Source organism: Clostridium pacaense (assembly GCF_020709765.2).
In the GTDB taxonomy this organism is placed as follows: Bacteria; Bacillota; Clostridia; order Lachnospirales; family Lachnospiraceae; genus Enterocloster; species Enterocloster hominis.
In genome coordinates this window covers 43,693-56,832 of sequence record NZ_JAJFEB020000011.1, presented here as the reverse complement: position 1 = coordinate 56,832, position 13,140 = coordinate 43,693, and the positions used below count along the sequence as shown (strand labels likewise).

General features: G+C 50.8%; 14 protein-coding genes and 2 pseudogenes. 2 read left to right on the top strand and 14 right to left on the bottom strand.

The annotated features are described in order from the left end of the window. Window positions 1–23: 23 nt before the first annotated feature. The 12 genes and pseudogenes from LK536_RS47390 to LK536_RS47335 all read right to left on the bottom strand — a co-directional run bounded on the left by LK536_RS47390 (window position 24) and on the right by LK536_RS47335 (window position 10,907). A complete protein-coding gene (locus LK536_RS47390) occupies window positions 24–983 on the bottom strand; it encodes a DNA-methyltransferase (RefSeq protein ID WP_006876012.1) in 960 nt (319 codons plus the stop codon). Beyond that, complete coding sequence (locus LK536_RS47385) at window positions 980–3,331, bottom strand: VirB4-like conjugal transfer ATPase, CD1110 family (RefSeq protein ID WP_431733266.1); 2,352 nt, start codon at window positions 3,329–3,331, stop codon at window positions 980–982. Before LK536_RS47385 ends, LK536_RS47390 begins: the two co-directional genes overlap by 4 nt. Before the next feature lie 37 nt (window positions 3,332–3,368). Continuing rightward, entirely contained in the window at window positions 3,369–3,770 is a 402-nt protein-coding gene (locus tag LK536_RS47380; protein WP_007037042.1) for a PrgI family protein, read from the bottom strand. A 177-nt stretch (window positions 3,771–3,947) separates the two neighbouring features. Next, window positions 3,948–4,817 (bottom strand): VirB6/TrbL-like conjugal transfer protein, CD1112 family, encoded by an 870-nt coding sequence (locus LK536_RS47375; RefSeq protein ID WP_002584320.1) that lies wholly within the window; start codon window positions 4,815–4,817, stop codon window positions 3,948–3,950. Window positions 4,818–4,836: 19 nt separating this feature from the next. Continuing rightward, window positions 4,837–4,929, bottom strand: a pseudogene (locus tag LK536_RS47370) (Maff2 family mobile element protein); the annotation flags it as partial. Window positions 4,930–5,019: 90 nt separating this feature from the next. After that, window positions 5,020–6,630: a recombinase family protein gene (locus LK536_RS47365; protein ID WP_002569232.1), complete on the bottom strand. Its 1,611-nt coding sequence runs from the start codon at window positions 6,628–6,630 to the stop codon at window positions 5,020–5,022. Window positions 6,631–6,741: 111 nt separating this feature from the next. After that, a complete protein-coding gene (locus LK536_RS47360; RefSeq protein WP_002569233.1) occupies window positions 6,742–6,930 on the bottom strand; it encodes a transposon-encoded TnpW family protein in 189 nt (62 codons plus the stop codon). After that, window positions 6,927–7,781, bottom strand: coding sequence for an ATP-binding protein (locus LK536_RS47355; protein WP_002569234.1), 855 nt, complete (start codon window positions 7,779–7,781; stop codon window positions 6,927–6,929). The genes LK536_RS47360 and LK536_RS47355 overlap by 4 nt, the downstream gene beginning before the upstream one ends. Then, window positions 7,778–8,527 (bottom strand): putative phage replisome organizer, encoded by a 750-nt coding sequence (locus LK536_RS47350; RefSeq protein ID WP_008394427.1) that lies wholly within the window; start codon window positions 8,525–8,527, stop codon window positions 7,778–7,780. The genes LK536_RS47355 and LK536_RS47350 overlap by 4 nt, the downstream gene beginning before the upstream one ends. Continuing rightward, window positions 8,517–8,729 carry a hypothetical protein gene (locus LK536_RS47345; RefSeq protein ID WP_039891482.1) on the bottom strand — a complete coding sequence of 71 codons (213 nt, stop codon included), beginning with the start codon at window positions 8,727–8,729 and terminating at the stop codon, window positions 8,517–8,519. Before LK536_RS47345 ends, LK536_RS47350 begins: the two co-directional genes overlap by 11 nt. Before the next feature lie 185 nt (window positions 8,730–8,914). Then, entirely contained in the window at window positions 8,915–10,537 is a 1,623-nt protein-coding gene (locus tag LK536_RS47340) for a relaxase/mobilization nuclease domain-containing protein (RefSeq protein ID WP_227796339.1), read from the bottom strand. Then, on the bottom strand, window positions 10,509–10,907 hold the full coding sequence (locus LK536_RS47335; protein WP_002569238.1) for a plasmid mobilization protein: 399 nt from the start codon (window positions 10,905–10,907) through the stop codon (window positions 10,509–10,511). The genes LK536_RS47340 and LK536_RS47335 overlap by 29 nt, the downstream gene beginning before the upstream one ends. A 349-nt stretch (window positions 10,908–11,256) precedes the next feature. On the opposite strand from LK536_RS47335, the gene LK536_RS47330 reads away from it, so the two are divergent. After that, window positions 11,257–11,382 carry a hypothetical protein gene (locus LK536_RS47330; protein ID WP_007037420.1) on the top strand — a complete coding sequence of 42 codons (126 nt, stop codon included), beginning with the start codon at window positions 11,257–11,259 and terminating at the stop codon, window positions 11,380–11,382. 152 nt (window positions 11,383–11,534) lie between these two features. Here LK536_RS47330 and LK536_RS47325 read toward each other — a convergent pair whose 3' ends face one another. Next, window positions 11,535–12,023 (bottom strand): hypothetical protein, encoded by a 489-nt coding sequence (locus LK536_RS47325; protein ID WP_002569239.1) that lies wholly within the window; start codon window positions 12,021–12,023, stop codon window positions 11,535–11,537. 595 nt (window positions 12,024–12,618) lie between these two features. Further along, a pseudogene (locus tag LK536_RS47320) lies at window positions 12,619–12,747 on the bottom strand (Maff2 family mobile element protein); the annotation flags it as partial. 61 nt (window positions 12,748–12,808) lie between these two features. On the opposite strand from LK536_RS47320, the gene LK536_RS47315 reads away from it, so the two are divergent. After that, window positions 12,809–12,958 carry a hypothetical protein gene (locus tag LK536_RS47315; protein WP_004607952.1) on the top strand — a complete coding sequence of 50 codons (150 nt, stop codon included), beginning with the start codon at window positions 12,809–12,811 and terminating at the stop codon, window positions 12,956–12,958. Window positions 12,959–13,140: the final 182 nt, after the last annotated feature.

The window sequence follows — 13,140 nt, the reverse complement described above, 5'->3', positions numbered from 1 at the left end:
TTTCTCACGCGCTCGATACTGTTTTATTTTTCTGTCCCTCCAATCCGCGCCCTTGCAAGGGCGCAATACTCGGCGTTTATCTCAATGCCTATATAATGCCTGTCAAGCTGCCTTGCGGCTGCTCCCGTCGTGCCGCTGCCGAAAAAGGGGTCAAGCACAACGCCGCCTTTCGGACAGCCCGCCTTGATACAGGTTTCGGCAAGTTTTGGCGGGAACGCGGCGAAATGCCCGCCCTTGTAGGGTACGGTATTGATAAGCCACACGTCCCGCCTGTTCCGCATGGTCGGCATGAGGGCTTCGTCGTAGTAGCTGCCGCTTCTCGCCCGGTTAAGCCCCTGTACTTTCCCCTGTCCGGGTACTTCGTCCGCATATTTCTGTCCCGCGCTGCGCCCGGTGCGGTACCGCGCCGCCGTTGTGGGGGCTAACGGCTCGGCTATGGCGGCTGCGTCATAGAAATATTTCTTTGACTTCGTAAGCAGAAAGATATGTTCATAGCAGCGGGTAGGGCGGTCTTTCACGCTCTCCGGCATGGGGTTTTCTTTCTGCCAGATAATGTCGCTCCGTAAATACCACCCGTCAGCGCGTAGGGCAAAAGCTAAAAGCCAAGGGATACCGATTAAGTCCTTTTGTTTGCAGCCGGAAACGCGGTTGTTTTTTGCAATCTGCTGTCCGTTTCTGCCTTTCGGGTTCTTCGGGTCTGCATGGTAGCCCTTGTTCCCTGTGCCGCAGTAGGTGTCCGCGATATTCAGCCAGAGCGTACCGTCAGAACGCAGTACCCGGCGCAGCTCGCGGAAAACCTCGGTCAGCCTGTCAATGTACTGCTCCGGCGTGTCCTCCCGCCCAATCTGCATATCAAGCCCATAATCCCTAAGCGCATAGTAGGGCGGGCTTGTGACGCAACAGTGTACGCTTTCCTCTGGAAGCTCCCGCAAGGCATAGAGCGCGTCCCGGTTGATGATGGTGTCAGTTTTCAGCCCGTTCATGCTTCGCCCACTTCCTCCGGCTTCGTCGTCATTACCCGGTAAAGCTCGGTGTCTTTCGGGAAGCGGTCTACAAAGGGCAGCACCACGTTCCCGTAGAAGATAAGCCCCTCGCCCGCTTCGGTGTGGGTGACATATTTCATCTGCTGCGGGGAGATGTTGAGCTGCTTCGCAAGGATAGCCCGGTCGCCCGCCGCCTGATTGAGCATGAGGACAAAATCAGAGTTTTCAAAGATATTCTCCACTTCGCGGGAAGCAAGCAAATCCTTGACATTCTGCGTAATGGCTGTGGGTATGCCGCCCCATTTTCTGAAACGCTTCCAGATTTCAACGGAATAGGCGGCGGTCTGTTCCTCTTTCAAGAGAAGATGAAATTCGTCCATAAAATACCGGGTGGATTTCCTTTCTGCCCGGTTGACGGTGACGCGGTTCCATACCTGGTCCTGCACAATGAGCATACCTAACTTTTTGAGCTGCTTCCCAAGCTGCTTGATGTCAAAGCAGACAAGGCGGTTGTTCAGCTCCACGTTGGTACGGTGGTTGAATACGTTAAGGCTCCCGGAAACATACAGCTCCAACGCCGCCGCAATACGCGCCGCTTCCGGCTCCGGCTGCTTCAAAAGCTCGTTGTAGAGGTCGCCCAAGATAGGCATTTTCTCCGGGTCGGGGTCTGCAAGGAAAGGGCGGTACACGTTCCTAACGGCGCGGTCAATGACGGTCTTATCGACGGGCTGCAAGCCCTCCTTGCCGCCTATGACAAGCTCGCAGAGGGAGAGGATAAAGTCGGATTTCAGCGCAAGGGGGCTGTCGTCCTCGCTGTAATTGAGGTTAATATCCATAGGGTTCACATACTGGGGCTTCCCGTCAATGCCCTTGCCCGTAGGGGATAAGCGTATCACTTGCCCGTCAAGCCGCTGCACAAGGGAAAAATACTCTGCTTCCGGGTCGCAGATAATTATGTCGTCGTCGGTAATGAGGAAAGCGTTTGTCATTTCCCGTTTGGCGGCAAAGGATTTCCCGCTTCCCGGCGTACCCAAGATTAAGCCGTTGGGGTTCTTTAGCTGCTTGCGGTCGCAGAGTATCATGTTGTTACTAAGGGCGTTTAAGCCGTAGTACAAAGCCGCGCCCGTCTGGAAAAGCTCCTGTGTGATAAAGGGGATAAAGATAGCGGTGCTTGACGTGGTAAGCCCTCTTTGAATGGGGATAAGGTTCTCCCCAAGCGGTACAGAGGACATAAGCCCCGCTTCCTGTTGGTAGTCAAGGCGGGTTAAGGCGCAGTTGTTCTTCTGTGCAATGCCCGCCGCCGCGAATACGTCATTTTCCAGTTTCCGCTTCGTGTCCGCCATGTTCACCACAAGGAACGTCAAGAGGAACATTCTTTCATTCCGGCTCTGCAAGTCCTGTAAGAGATTCTTCGCTTCGCTGCCGAAAGTGGCAAGGTCGGACGGTATAATATCCATGTCATAGCCGCTGCGTACCGCTTTCTTCTGTTCCTCGATTTTCATTTTGTCAAGGTCGGTAATCTTGCGCTTGATTGTCTTTATGGCTTCGGTCTGGTCGATACTGTGGATATGCAGATTGACGATAACGCCCGTTTCCAAGTCCAGAATGTCAGATAAGATACGGTCGTTTAATTCCGGCGCAAGGATTTCAAGGAATGAAACCGCGCCGATTTTGCGCCCCATGCGGAAATAACGCCCCTCGCCAAAACGGAAAGAGGACGGGGCGATAAAGTCCTTTGTGGAAAGCCCGGACGGGGCAAGCCATGAAAAATCAAAGGCAAACTGCCCGCCCTCCGGGTGGAAAATGCCATGCAGCATTTTAAGGCGTTCATAGCCTGTCATGGGGCGGGCAGACACGCCCAAGAGCTTAAAGTTGTTGAGTACGTCCGTTTCGATACGGGCAAGGCGGGATTTCGCCGCGCCCAGACTGTCGGCTTCAATGGCAAAGGTGATATATTTTGCTTTGACAAGCCCGTTGTTGCCCTTTGCAAGCTGGTTTTTCAGCATATCCCGGTATTCTGTGCGGATAGAATTGAAAGCGTCCTCCTGTGCCGGGATATTGACCGCCTTTTCCGCTTCGCCGCGCTGCGTCCCTTGATTGATGAAAGAAAGCTGCACCGAAACGGAAGCGTCAAAGTAGTTGAGGAAGTCGCACCAGTTCTCAAAAATGGCGGTCTTGTCGTCTGCCTGTGCAAGCTGATAGTTAATATCTTCAAAGGCGACGGTCTTTGAGTATTTCCGTCCCGTAACCTTGCAGATACCGTCCGGGTACATCTGGATATAGGGGATTGTCTGCTGCGCGGTGTGGGCTTTCCCGTCGCCCTTTGCCTGTCTGATGATTTCCGCAATCTGCTTTTTCTCGGCGCGGGTGAGCTTGCGGGGCGGGTTAGGCTTTGTGCTTCCCGCCGCGCTGTTTCTTCGTGTTTCCTTTTGCAATCGCTGATACCTCCTTTTCAAGTTTTCTCTGCCGTTCTAAGACGGAATAAAAGTTGTCTGTCCTGTATGGTCGTTCTTTGGGGGCTATGAATTTTGTCCGTATGATGTTCTTCACCACCACTTCAAGGGGCTGTCCATGCTTCTCATACATGGCAAAGAGGAAACAGGGCAGCATGACGGCAATCATAGCCATAGACGCAAGGCTTGTGCCTGTGCTGTCTTTGAGCAGAAAGAAAAGCGGCAAGCCGAACAGGAGAGCCGCCGCAAAACATACAATCTGCCGTTTGGTAAGGTTGAAAGCTACTTTTGTCTTGACTTTGGATAAGTCTTTGGGTACGGGTACATACGCCAAGTGAAAACCTCCTTTCTCTGGGTTTGGTGTTGCTGTAATTTTCCATAAGGGTAATCAAGGCAAAGGTCAATCTATGCCCTTTGCCCGCCCGTATTATATGGGGGTTATCCGCGTCAAGGTCGGGTCGTATTTTCGCCGCTTCGCTCTGAAAATCTCCACCCTGCCCTTGACACGCCGCTAATGCGCGGAGAATATCGACTTCGCCAGTGCGCCGGATTTGAACAGGGAGAAACAGAGGATAACGGTATAGGCTGCAAGGGAGAATATCGCGCTGTGCAGATTGTCCGCTATTATCATGTTGTTTACCAGAACCGCGTAAATGCCGACGCATATCATAATGAGGAAGCCTTGAAAACCGATAGCGAACAGGGATTTTAGGTAGTTGTTTCCTATCTGCCCCCATTCCCGGTTCGTCATAGTTGCAAACGGGATAGGCGATACCGAACAGTAAAGGTAAATTTCTATCATGCGCCCGTAGAGGATAACGGTTATCAGTACGGACATGATTTTCATGCACAAGCTCACAAGGCTTGTTTCCATGACAAGTAAGAGCAGTTCGGGGATTTCCATAGCGTCAAGCCCGCTCTGCATGGAAGCAAGGGCGGCGGCAACATCAATCTCTGTGCTGCCGCCGATTACCCCCGCCGCGCCGGAAACAACGTGCTGCGCCATATCGAACACCGCCATAGTAATGTCAAAGGTGTGCGTCACAAGGTAGACTGCCACAAACGCCTTGAACACCCACTTGAAGAACATGGAAGTGTCAACGTCGTGCATATTGTTCTTTTCCGTTACCATGCTGATAAGCTCATAGCATAGGACGTAGGTAATGACAAGCCCCGCAATGGGTACGATTACATTTTCACTAAGGGTCTGTATCATGGAGAATATATTTGCGTTCCACCCTTGCGGGGTCTGCCCTACCTCTGCGGCGATAGTGCCGACTTTTTCGTTTACGTCCCCGAACATAGTTGACAGATTACCGTTTATGGCTCCTATGAGGATTTCCTTTATCCATTCGTTAATCGCGTCAAGTATGCTCTGCATAAGCCTTTACCCGCGCTTCTTAACCGAACAAGCCGGAAAGCAGCGGTACAAGGGTCATGCCGATAAGGGCAACGCCGCCGCCCGCCATAAGCTGCTTCATGCCCTGGCTCTTTACTGATGTGCGATAAAGAAGTAATAGAAGTGTAAAAAATTTTGCCGTTCCTATCCGGCACTTGCGCATTGTGTCGGATAGGTCGGGCGGTTATTCGGGCAAGTCCACCTTGCCAACAAAAGAATAATAAATCTCAATGTCCTGTCTGCGGGTCTTGTTCTCGTCATAGCTGCACTCATGCACAACGATTTTCTCTACAAACTCCCGCAGCAGAGTAGGGGTAAGTTCTTCAAAGCTGGTATGCCGCCGGACAACATTCATAAACTTTTCTGCGTTCACGGTGGCTTCCTGTGCTTTGGAAAGCTCCGCTTGAATAGCAGCGGCTCTTTCTTTCAGCTCCCGTTGCTCTGCTTCATAGTCTGCCGACAGCTCTGTGAAACGCTCGTCTGATATGCGCCCGGTCACGCTGTCCTCATACAGCCGCTTGAAGATAGCGGATAACTCGGCTATGCGTTTCTCGGAGGCTTCCAGTTCCTTTTTCTTGGCGGCGTTCCTGCGTTTGCCCCCGTCCTCGTTCTGCTCAATCAAGAGTTTCATAAACCGGGCTTCATGCTTTGCCGCATAGCTGGTCACTTTCCGCAGATTGGAGAGTACACCAGCGGTCAAGAGGTCGGTGCGGATAAAGTGCGCCGTACAGTCATGGGTGCGTTTCTTGTAGTTGCCGCAGATATAACAGTCCTGCTTGCGCTTGTCCGTCTGGTATCGCTGCTGATACATCACGCTGCCGCAGTCCGCACAGAACAGTATGCCGGAGAACAAACCCACTTCATCATAGCGGTTTGGGCGTTTGCGCTGTTTGCGAAGCTCCTGCACCCGTTCCCATGTTTGGGTGTCTATGATAGGCTCGTGGTGGTTCTCGAAAATCACTTGCTTTTCCGGGGGATTTTCTACACTGTGCTTGACTTTGTAAGAAAGTTTTTCTGTCTTGAAATTTACCAGACAGCCTGTGTATTCCCGGTTTTCAAGGATATGCACTACGGTATTGGTCGCCCACTTGCACTCATAGCCGGGGTGGTAGCGGCGGGTGCTGCCCGTCCTGCGGTATTCAAGCGTTCCCGGCGTGGGGATTTGCTGCTCTGTGAGCATACGGGCTATCTTGGTCGGACCATTCCCGGCAAGACAGAGGTTGTATATCTGCTTGACTACGGGTGCAGCTTCCTCGTCAATAATGAAATTTTCATCCTCGTCCATGAGGTAGCCATACACAGGCTTGCTTGTGATGGGCTTGCCATTCATGCCTTTTGAGCGTTTTACTGCTTTGATTTTCTTGCTCGTATCTCTCACCAGCCATTCGTTAAAGATATTCCGCAGCGGGGCAAAGTCATTGTCGCCCTGTGCGCTGTCCACTCCGTCATTGATAGCGATGAAGCGGACACCTTTCTGTGGGAAAATCATTTCCGTGTACATTCCCACTTGCAGGTAGTTTCGCCCTAACCTCGACATATCCTTTACGATAACTGTCCCGACTTTTCCGGCTTCAATGTCCGCAAGCATGGCTTGAAAACCGGGTCGTTGAAAGTTCGCACCAGAATAACCGTCGTCCGTGTACCAGCGCAGATTGGAAAAGCCGTTCTGCTTTGCATAGGTTTCAAGGATACGCTTCTGATTGGAAATGGAATTGCTTTCGCCTTGCAGCTCGTCCTCATGGGATAGTCTTGGGTAAAGGGCGGTAATTGGTTGTTGGTTGGTCTGTCTTAACATAAAATCCTCCGTTTCCGACAGCCAGCCCCACTATTCCGTACCTTGATTGTACCACATGGGGCGGCTGTCTGTATAGCGGCAAAAGCGTCAAATCTGCTTCTTTATGGTCGGTCAAATCGCCGTTTTTTGTGTAGCAGCTTCCGCTTCCAGCACTTTCATCATCTTGTCGGCTGCGGTGTCGGTTGCGCCCTGCTTGAAGAAGCCGGAAACGGTAAGGACGGAGTTGCCCATGCGGATTTCCGTCACACAGTCCGGGCGGCGGTCTGTTTTGGTGGTGCTTGTCTGTTTCGTTTCTGTCATAGGCTCTCCTTTCGCTGCTTCATCAGTTGCTTTAAGCGTTCCAGCTTTTCCTGTGCGGTTTCCTTTCGGAAGTTGCTGCCCGTGAAGCGGACGGGGGCGCACATGGAAGTCAGCCTGTCATAGATACGGGCGTGGGGCGTGTCCTGCGGGTGCTGCAATTCCTCCAGCGTGAGGTTGGTCGTGGCGATCAGCGGCTTGCCGCTTCGGTAACGGCTGTCAATCACGCTGTAAACCTGTTCCAGCCCGTATTCTGTTCCTCGCTCCATACCGAAATCATCAAGTATCAGCAGAGGGTAGCTGCAAAGGCGGGAAATATATTCGTTCCTGCCCTCAAAGCTGGCGGCAAGGTCACCCAGTATCGTTGCAAAGTTTGTCATGCAGACGGCAACCTCTTTTTCCATAAGGGCGTTGGCGATACAGGCGGCAAGGTAGCTTTTTCCCGTCCCCACGCCGCCCCAAAACAGGTAGCCGATATTTTCAGCCTGCATGGTTTCCCAGCTCTCCACATAAAAGCGGGCGGTTTCGGTCTGCGGGTTTCTGCCGTTGTCATGCTCAAATGTCCAGTTCCGCATAGCAGGGTCGGTAAAGCCCCGGCGTTTCAAGTCCTCCACTTTTTCAAGGTGCTTCTGTCGGCTTTCGGCGGCTTGCTGCTTTTCACGGGCTGCCCGCTGGCAGTCGCACTCTGCCGGGTGGCGGTCACGCCCGAAACAAGTCTTTCCCTCTGCAAAATAGGCTTCTTTGGGCGTATGGCACTTACCGCAGTATAAAAGCCCGTCCTCGCCTGTGTAGTCCTCCGCTTCGGCGGTAGTGGCTGTAATGTCCGTAATCATAGCTTCAATTCCGTTTTTCATAAGCTCTCGCCCTCCTTGCATGAATAATCGGGTATGCCCTGTTTCGGGGCAGCCTTGCCTTTGGCAGCGTCTTCCTGCGCCCACTTGTAAATGGTGGCTGCATGGCTGTGGTACTGCTTCCCAGTGGAAGCGATATGGCAGGAAAGCCGGTCAATATAATACTCCCACTTGTCGGGCAGCTCTGTTTTCAGCCCGGAAAGCTCTGTATCGGTCAGTATCACATTGTTGTATCTGCCATAAGCGGCGGGGGCGGGGTGTCCCGTTTCTCCCTCTCTCTCTTTTTCTATCTCTATCTCTTTCTCTAACTCTATCTCTTTCTCTGGTGGACGAATGTCGGACAAATGTCCGCCTTTTGTCCGGGGCGGTAAAAGTGCCTTGTTTTCCAGCCTTGCAGCCCGTTTTCGCTCGGCTTCGGTAGAGGACTGTCCTATCATCAACTCAATGTCGGTCATATAGAAAGCCCCGCTGTCAAGCTGCTCCACAAGCCCCAACTGCCGGAAAATCTCCAAAGCCCTCTCAACCGTTCCTATCTGGTGGCGGGTCAGTGTCGCTATCATCTGCGCTGTGTAGGGGATATGCTCGTCAAGCTGCAATTTCCCGCCGTTTTTCAGCGATTTTAAGTACAGCTTCAAGAGGATATTGGAGTATAAAATCCCGTCTTTCATATCTTCCAGCAGCACAATGGAGTCGCTGTCAAAAAAGTTCTCTTTCAGCTTGAGGTAGTAATATTTGCGGTTATCTGCCATTGTCCCTGTCCTCCTTTTTCCGGCGTTTGGAGTAGTAGTGGGGGCAGAGTATGATAATCGCCCGGAAGCTCTGCTTGCAGCTATGGGTACAGCCCCGGCAGAGGTCATTGTATGTGATACGGTCGCAGGTGGAATTCCCGACTTTCACTTGCCGCAGGAAAAAAGACCATTCCAGCCGCCGTTTCTTGCTCATTCTTGGCATGGGTGCGCTCCTTTCTGCCGTTTCCGCTGGTGTGACGGTATCGGCGGTAATTCTGTATCATCTCGGTATCATTTTCGGGGTTTTTCTGCCCTATAAGCCCGTCAAAAAATCCTTTGGTATTTGCGGATAGGGTACGGGGCAGCCCCCTTGTTCTGTATAGGTTCGGGTACATTTTGGGGCGGTTTTTATCGTTCCTGTTCCTGCCTTTTCACAGGCTTGCGCTCCCGGTGTAAAATCTGGTCGATATTGCCCTTGACAGTCTGTAAGCGGCGGTATTCCTCCCGTTTTGCCCGGTAATCGTTGTAGCCGCTGTTTTTCTCTTGGATAAGGGTTTCAATCTCTGCTTGCATGGCTTTATAGCTCGGCAGCTTGGAAATGCCGTTCTCCCTGAAATAGCGGGCGGCTGCGTCTGCTATGATAAAGTCGCTTTCGTACTTCTGACGGTAGGCTGCTTTTGCTTTGGCGTTTTTCTGCTGTTTCAGCCCGTCCCGGACAGGGCGGGTCTTGGAATAGGCAAGCACCTGTCGTTGCAGCTCCTTTTTCCCGTTCAGCGTCTTTTCCACCTGCTTCAGCTCTGCAAGGCTTTCCTGCATGGCGGCATAGGCGGCAGAACAGGCTTCGTCCAGTTCCTCCGGGGAAGAAAAGCCGTACTGCTGATAGGCGGTAACGGTAGCCGCCATCTGCTTTAGGTTGTGCTTTGCCGCCCAACGGTCATAGCCCACGCCTTTGCCCTCGGCTCGTTTGGCTTCCCGGTCAACCATGCGCTGCAAGGTGTTGTCTGCCGGGGTGGTTTTTGCGGTTTTTTCCCCTTGTGACGGCTTTTTAGCTGCGGCAGGGTATTCGGGTATGGCTTTGGTCTGTTCGGCGGCTCTGTTGGCGTTCTGCGTAAGCAGGGCAAGGACAGCAGCCTTGTCAAAATCGTCCCCCAGCTTCCGGGCTGTGATAGGCTTCGTCCTGTCCGGCGTGAGGTAGGAAAGCCGCCCCCGGCTCTCCTTGACGGTCACACCCTCCCGCAGCAAAAGGGAAGAAAACTCGTCAAAGCTGGCAGCTTGGGAAAGTGCCTGCCGTATCGTCCGGCGCAGCTTCGCCTTGTCCGTTTCAAACTTGGTGGGCTTGGTCGGCTGTCCGGCGGCTTCTCTGGCGGCGTTCTCTTTATCAAGGGCAAGCTGCCCTTTCTTTGCCGCCCAGTATTCCCGTTCGGTTATCCGTTCCTTGCTGCCGTTCAAGAGGTCGATTTGGTAAAGCCCCTCCCGGTGGCACATCTCCATGACTTCACTCTTGAAATATTCCATAGCGGCATTGGTACAGCGGTGCTTGCAGCCCTCCCTTGTGTCGGCTGGTCTGTCCATGTAGGGCAGAAGCGGGACTTCGTAAATCCGCAGGGAGTTGATGACGATATGCACATGGATATTCCCGCTGTGGTTATGCCCGTCCGGGTGGGTGCAGATTAGGGCTTGGTGTCCGGAGAAATGCTCTTTACAGAACTGCTCGCCCAGCTCCTGCGCCCGGTCTACGGTCAAGCCGTTGTCTGTCCCGTCCCGTGGGTCAAAGCTGATGATATAGTGGTGGCTTTTCACATCTTCCCGTTTTTGGTTTTTCTCATAGCGGAGATTAGCCCGCATACAGGCAACAGCGAAATCCTCGCCCCCACAGTTGAGGGAAGAAATGCGGTAATCCTCCCTCGGTATCAGCCGCCCGTTTTCATCAAGGGTGGGCTTCATGGTAAACTCGTCATGCTCAAATGTGAGATAGGCTTCCGCTGCGCCATAGTCCGCATTTTTAGAGCTGATATGTTTGAATGTTGCCAACAGCGTCACCCACTTTCTGCAAGACTTCAAACTTTAGGGCAGCAAGGTCGGAAACCGCCGCCCGTACCTCCCCGGCAAGCTGCGGGTAGGGGCTGTGCCACTCGTTCAGCGTCCGGGCTATCTGGTTTAAGTTGCCGCCGATCCTGCCGTATTCGGCGGTCAGCTTCCCGACAGCGGCAAGCAACTCGTCATTGACGGGGGAAACGGTTATGATGGGGCGTATGGCTGCCCCGGTTATGGCTTGCCGGATAAACTCGGCTTGGCTCATGTTGTAAGCAGAAAGCCTTTCCGCAAACTCGGCGTATTCTTCCTCGGTCATGCGTGTCTTGACTACCCGGCTGCGGTGCGGCGTGTTATATCGTTTTCGCATGGTAAAACCTCCTTCGGCTGTGCGTGGTGTCCTCTCACTAATAGGAGAAAAACAGGGTGTAAAGCGGAACTGTTTTTGAAAAATCCGAAAAATTATTTTGAGGGATTTTCCAGCGGCGTAAGCCGCATAAGCAGGGTTTGGGGAAGGCACTCCCCAACAAGATTCCCGCAGGGGCAAAATGAGCGATAAGCGAATTTTGGTACTGCGGTAGAATCTTGCTCTAAGAAACTGCCGGCCTGCCGTTCACTTGCTACTGCCACTTTTTCAGAAAATCTATAACCAGCTTTTTTTATAAAAGGCTGCGGGCTGGCGTTTTTCCCTTACTCCCTACAAACCACAAAAGAGCAGAATGGACGGACTTTCCGGCAAGAACTTTTCCGGCGGCTCGGTCTTTCCCGACAATAAGGCGTTTCGGAAGCTGCGTTTTGCCCGCTGTCTGAAAAAAATGGCAGCCTTTTTTGGTTTCACTGTCTAATACGGAACTTTTGGAAATTTGCCAAAAATGGACGCAAAAAAAGCAGCAAATCTTTTTCGGATTTACTGCTTCATGTGCCGCTGCGGTGCGGCGGGATGGATATTCAGTTGAAATAAAAGAGGATGGTGGTACTTTAGTCTATCGACTCTTTACTAACTATTAGGTAATCTTGAAAGATTTTCCTTGAATTTATCTAAAGAATGTTCATTGTTTCCCGCAAAAATAAGTGGAATTGTATATTCATATGATATGCCATTTTCATAGTCCGATAATTGTATTTTTATAGTATCATCCCTCTCATCTTTAGGTGCTATATATATGAATGAATTTTTATTTATATCAGATATTTTCCCTTTTTCAGAAGAAACAGTATAACCCCAGTCTGTTAAATTTGTCTTTATTGTAACTTCTGTTTCTGTTTCTTTTCTAGTCTGCAATGCTGTTTTATCGATTTGGATATCAAAAGGAGTCGAACCTAACAATTCACTGTTTATATTTACAAGTTCTTCTCCATTTGTTTTAGAAATATTAGATTCATCTTCATAATTTTGTTGAGATTCATCTTTTGGTGTTTCTCTGTTACATCCTAATAAAAAGCATAAAATAATTAGTACTAATACAGAAAGTTGTTTTTTTTGCATTTATTTCTCCTTTCATATTATCAAAGAAAGCACTGAGAGTACTTTCAAGAAATTTTGAAATATTCTCAATGCTTTCTATTTTTTGATTATAAACTTGCCGGTAATGATACTATGTTAATTTATCTCTTTCGCGTAACCTTTGTTGCAATATACACATGCACCATTCACCCATTTGTGAGACATTTCAATCGTCTCAACTTCATAAATGCTTACTTCTCCACAAATTAAACATTGTTTGTAATTATATACATGACGTGTCGCACATTTATCCCAGTCATCATATATACCAGGCATTTCATCTTCATATCCATAGTACTAGGGAGAACCCCAACTATGAGTATGAGCGGCAAATACAGTCATTGGAGCAGCTACAATTCCAGCTACTACTGAAAGTGCTAAAATAGATTTTCTTAAATTCATAAGTTCCTCCCTTTCCTTAAAAATACATAGCTCTTTGTTACATTGTCATTTTAACATAATAATTGGTAAAATGCAATAATTTATTTTCTATTTACGAGAAAATACTGTGCATATTATCTTATTTAGGAATAGTTAAGGCGGCTACCTAAATCTTTTTATTACTTTACCGCACATGAGCATTTGCGCCCGGATTGTCATTGCCGTAGCCCTCCATCAGATTGATTACGCCCCAGATACCAAGCCCGGCTCCAAGTGCTACAACAAGGGTCTGCAAAACGTCTACTGCGCTATTGAAAAATGCCATAAATATATCCTTTCTGCCGCGTCTGCGGCTGTCCGGCAAGCGGACAAAAGGCGGTCAGCGTATGGTCGCCGCCGCACAAAAAAACCGCCCTCTGGTAAAGGCGGCTGTCCCCGCGCTGCGTAAGTTCTGCGGCGCGGCGGTATTCAGTTGTAAGGGGTGCGGCTCCTGCCGCTGTGTACTGCGCCGGAAAGTGGGGGCGCGTATCATGTAGCCGGTATGGATAGATGTGATTGCTTCAATCGCTCCTTTCTGTGTTCCGCTGTGCTGCCGGACGTTTTTTTCAGACTTGCGGGAAGTGAATAGCTTGCGTAGCAAGGTGTTCGCTTCCCGCAAGTTCACAAAGGGGTAGCTGCCGCAAGGCAGCGTAGGGGAAGTGTAGCTTCCCCTGTCCCC

Bases quoted from the DNA above. Each gene is read 5' to 3' on its own strand.
- LK536_RS47375 (WP_002584320.1), bottom strand. From the start codon at position 4,817: ATGCAGAGCATACTTGACGCGATTAACGAATGGATAAAGGAAATCCTC.
- LK536_RS47365 (WP_002569232.1), bottom strand. From the start codon at position 6,630: ATGTTAAGACAGACCAACCAACAACCAATTACCGCCCTTTACCCAAGA.
- LK536_RS47360 (WP_002569233.1), bottom strand. From the start codon at position 6,930: ATGACAGAAACGAAACAGACAAGCACCACCAAAACAGACCGCCGCCCG.
- LK536_RS47355 (WP_002569234.1), bottom strand. From the start codon at position 7,781: ATGAAAAACGGAATTGAAGCTATGATTACGGACATTACAGCCACTACC.
- LK536_RS47335 (WP_002569238.1), bottom strand. From the start codon at position 10,907: ATGCGAAAACGATATAACACGCCGCACCGCAGCCGGGTAGTCAAGACA.
- LK536_RS47350 (WP_008394427.1), bottom strand. From the start codon at position 8,527: ATGGCAGATAACCGCAAATATTACTACCTCAAGCTGAAAGAGAACTTT.
- LK536_RS47330 (WP_007037420.1), top strand. From the start codon at position 11,257: ATGGACGGACTTTCCGGCAAGAACTTTTCCGGCGGCTCGGTCTTTCCC.
- LK536_RS47390 (WP_006876012.1), bottom strand. From the start codon at position 983: ATGAACGGGCTGAAAACTGACACCATCATCAACCGGGACGCGCTCTAT.
- LK536_RS47325 (WP_002569239.1), bottom strand. From the start codon at position 12,023: ATGCAAAAAAAACAACTTTCTGTATTAGTACTAATTATTTTATGCTTT.
- LK536_RS47315 (WP_004607952.1), top strand. From the start codon at position 12,809: ATGGTCGCCGCCGCACAAAAAAACCGCCCTCTGGTAAAGGCGGCTGTC.
- LK536_RS47345 (WP_039891482.1), bottom strand. From the start codon at position 8,729: ATGCCAAGAATGAGCAAGAAACGGCGGCTGGAATGGTCTTTTTTCCTG.